Raw genomic sequence first — 2,767 nt, forward strand, 5'->3', positions numbered from 1 at the left:
CGCGCCTCCTGCATGGAGGCGTGATTAGATCACAGACGATCAGCCTGTTCAAATTTCATTAACAAAGTGCGATCCCGCCCTGCATTCTGCCCTTGAACTCGAGCAGCATTAGAAGCGGAGACCAAATAGTTATTCTCATCCAGTTTAAAAGAACCATTACGGGTAAGTTTTAGATTTTCACCATCTGACACGACAAAGTATCCATTTCCCTCGAGTGCAAGATCTGTCGCTTTACCGGTACTATTCAATCGCCCATGACGTTCATTCCGCTCATAACCAGTGGATACATCGGCGGTGGTTTCAACCTCTCCGAGCAAATGAGATTGGAAGCCTGGCGTATTACTATTCGCTATGTTTACAGCGATTTGGTCAACCGCAGCTTGGTCGCGTCGCATAGCAAAACTGACGCTATCAATAATAGAGCTCATCGATTATCCCCTGGAAAATTCACTCGGATCACTTCATGTGACTTTATCGTGATTGAATTTGGGATCTCCAACATCGACAAAACCACCAAACGAGGAAAACTACGCTCCGTAATTTGTTTGATCTTTAATCTCAAAATGGGAGCACACAATAAAACTGGCATTTTCCCCTTCGCCATCATGCGCTGGCACGAAGCCAGGATCCCGGCGATCACCTTTTCCATTTGCACAGGCTCAATATTAAATGCAGCTAGACGCTCCGGTGGATTCACAGCGCTAATCAATGCCCTTTCGGTCTGCCCATCAAAGGTCAACACATCAACTTCATTAGCCTTATTCAGCAATTGCTGGCAGATAGCACTACCAAGCCGTTTGCGAATGGATTCACAAAGTTCTTCTACAGTCCCCTTTTTGCTCTGCACGCACTCGGATAATGTTTCAAGGATGAGTGATACATTCCTGATTGGGACTTGCTCCTTTAACAAGGATTGAAAGACTCGTTGAGTTTCAGCCATAGATATTTTAGACGGGATCATTTCCGCTAAAATGTCCTGAGTTTGAACCTTGTTTTTATTGAATAGATTTTGGAGTTCAGCTCGCGTCAACAATTCATGTGAGTGACGTTTTATCACATCGGTTAAATGCGTCAGCAGCATGGTTTCTGGTTCAACGATTGTGAAGCCATGTTCACGCGCATGTGTACTACGCTTTTTATCAATCCAGATAGCCGGTAACCCGTATGTCGGATCTTTAGTCTTCTCGCCCTCTAGCTCAACTTTTACCGCTCCGCCTGCGATGGCTAACACATCATTATCCCGAATTTCCCCACGGCCAACAGAGACACCGAAGATATAGATTTGGTAGTCAACCGCTGAGCTAATCATTGGGTCAACTTCGATGCTCACTGAAGGAACTACAAAACCAGACTCCAGTGCAAATTGTTTTCTAAAGTTATTAATTTTATCCGTGAAACTATCTCGTTGAGCTTCAATAAATTTTGCCGCTATGGAGCCCAATTTTATCTCTATCGGCCGTAACACGGCGTTCTCAACTGTGTCGCTGCTTGCATTTAGTTCTGCGTCAGAGCCACTTCCGGCTTCAGAGAGATTGTTTTTATGGTTGGTATAGGAATAAAAAATTAACACTAATACCGGCACTAATACACAACCGACTGGCACAGCAGGAATTCCGGGCAAAAACAGGGTAACCGTCAAGCCACACGCCAGCATGAGAAGCGATCCAGGATGTGATGTTAATTGGTTAATCACCTCCGAACCCAATTTAGCGTCGGTTGCCGCTCTTGTTATAATAATGCCCGTTGCGGTTGCTATCACCAGTGATGGAATTTGAGTAATAATGCCATCACCCACTGTCAAGAGCGTATAGGTTTGCAGTGCAACGCCCCAGCTCATTTGATGGGAATTAACACCAATCAACAATCCAGCAATGATATTGACAAATATGATGATGATGCCAGCAATAGCATCACCTTTTACAAATTTGGTAGCACCATCCATTGCACCATAAAAATTTGCCTCTTGTTGAATTTCTTGCCTTCTCTCTTGCGCCTGAACATCGTCAATGATGCCCATATTCAGATCGGCATCAATGCTCATCTGTTTACCAGGCATGCTATCCAGGGTAAACCGGGCGGCGACTTCGGCGACACGCTGTGCACCGTTAGTAATAACCACATATTGGACTATCACCAAAATGACAAAAACCACTACACCGACCACATAGTTGCCACCAATCACATAGGCCCCGACTGCTTTGATGACTTTCCCGGCATCCGCGTCAGACAATATTAATCGTGTTGTCGATATATTTAGTGCTAATCGGAATAATGTCACGATCAGCAAAATAGATGGAAATGTTGAGAATTTTAGTGGTTTATCCGCATAAAACGTCACCAGTAGAATAAGCAAGGCCAAGCTGACATTGCAGATCAGTAAAAAGTCCAAGAATGGCTTGGGCAAAGGAACGAATAATATACCCAAGATGAGAAGAGACAATAAAACGATTGCCAGATCAGATCTGGAACCTAATGCTCCTCCGGAAAATAATCCGCGCCTATTATTCACCGCTTTGTCTTCCATAACTTCTTATAAATTTTTGACACAGCCTCAAAACAATCGACCGAAATATAGTCTCCAGTTTTTGATGTGGCATATAATTGACGCGCAAGCGCTATGTCCTGGATAATCATTACGCTATGTTCGATGGCAAGTTCTCGCACTCTATTGGCCATAAAACCTTTCCTGATTACCATCGAGACTCAGCCAGCTTCAACAGGCGTTGTGGCATTGGAGCCGTACGACAGCCGATCCTGACCAGTTCCA

3 protein-coding genes are annotated in these 2,767 nt (G+C 44.4%); all 3 read right to left on the bottom strand.

What is annotated here, in order from left to right; all coding sequences use genetic code 11:
• Nucleotides 1-29: 29 nt before the first annotated feature.
• From ACYVG7_RS10695 to ACYVG7_RS10705, 3 genes are read right to left on the bottom strand one after another with little or no spacing between them, the layout of a single operon-like run.
• Nucleotides 30-428: a flagellar hook-basal body complex protein gene (locus ACYVG7_RS10695; protein WP_460883097.1), complete on the bottom strand. Its 399-nt coding sequence runs from the start codon at nt 426-428 to the stop codon at nt 30-32.
• The gene (locus ACYVG7_RS10700) at nt 425-2,524 is read right to left on the bottom strand and encodes a flagellar biosynthesis protein FlhA (RefSeq protein ID WP_460883098.1); all 2,100 of its coding nucleotides are present in this window, start codon (nt 2,522-2,524) and stop codon (nt 425-427) included. Before ACYVG7_RS10700 ends, ACYVG7_RS10695 begins: the two co-directional genes overlap by 4 nt.
• Nucleotides 2,506-2,697 (bottom strand): EscU/YscU/HrcU family type III secretion system export apparatus switch protein, encoded by a 192-nt coding sequence (locus tag ACYVG7_RS10705; protein ID WP_460883099.1) that lies wholly within the window; start codon nt 2,695-2,697, stop codon nt 2,506-2,508. The genes ACYVG7_RS10700 and ACYVG7_RS10705 overlap by 19 nt, the downstream gene beginning before the upstream one ends.
• Between the last annotated feature and the right edge of the window lie 70 nt (nt 2,698-2,767).

It is taken from the genome of Pseudaeromonas pectinilytica, from assembly GCF_054780855.1.

Bases quoted from the DNA above. Each gene is read 5' to 3' on its own strand.
- ACYVG7_RS10705 (WP_460883099.1), bottom strand. From the start codon at position 2,697: ATGGTAATCAGGAAAGGTTTTATGGCCAATAGAGTGCGAGAACTTGCC.
- ACYVG7_RS10695 (WP_460883097.1), bottom strand. From the start codon at position 428: ATGAGCTCTATTATTGATAGCGTCAGTTTTGCTATGCGACGCGACCAA.
- ACYVG7_RS10700 (WP_460883098.1), bottom strand. From the start codon at position 2,524: ATGGAAGACAAAGCGGTGAATAATAGGCGCGGATTATTTTCCGGAGGA.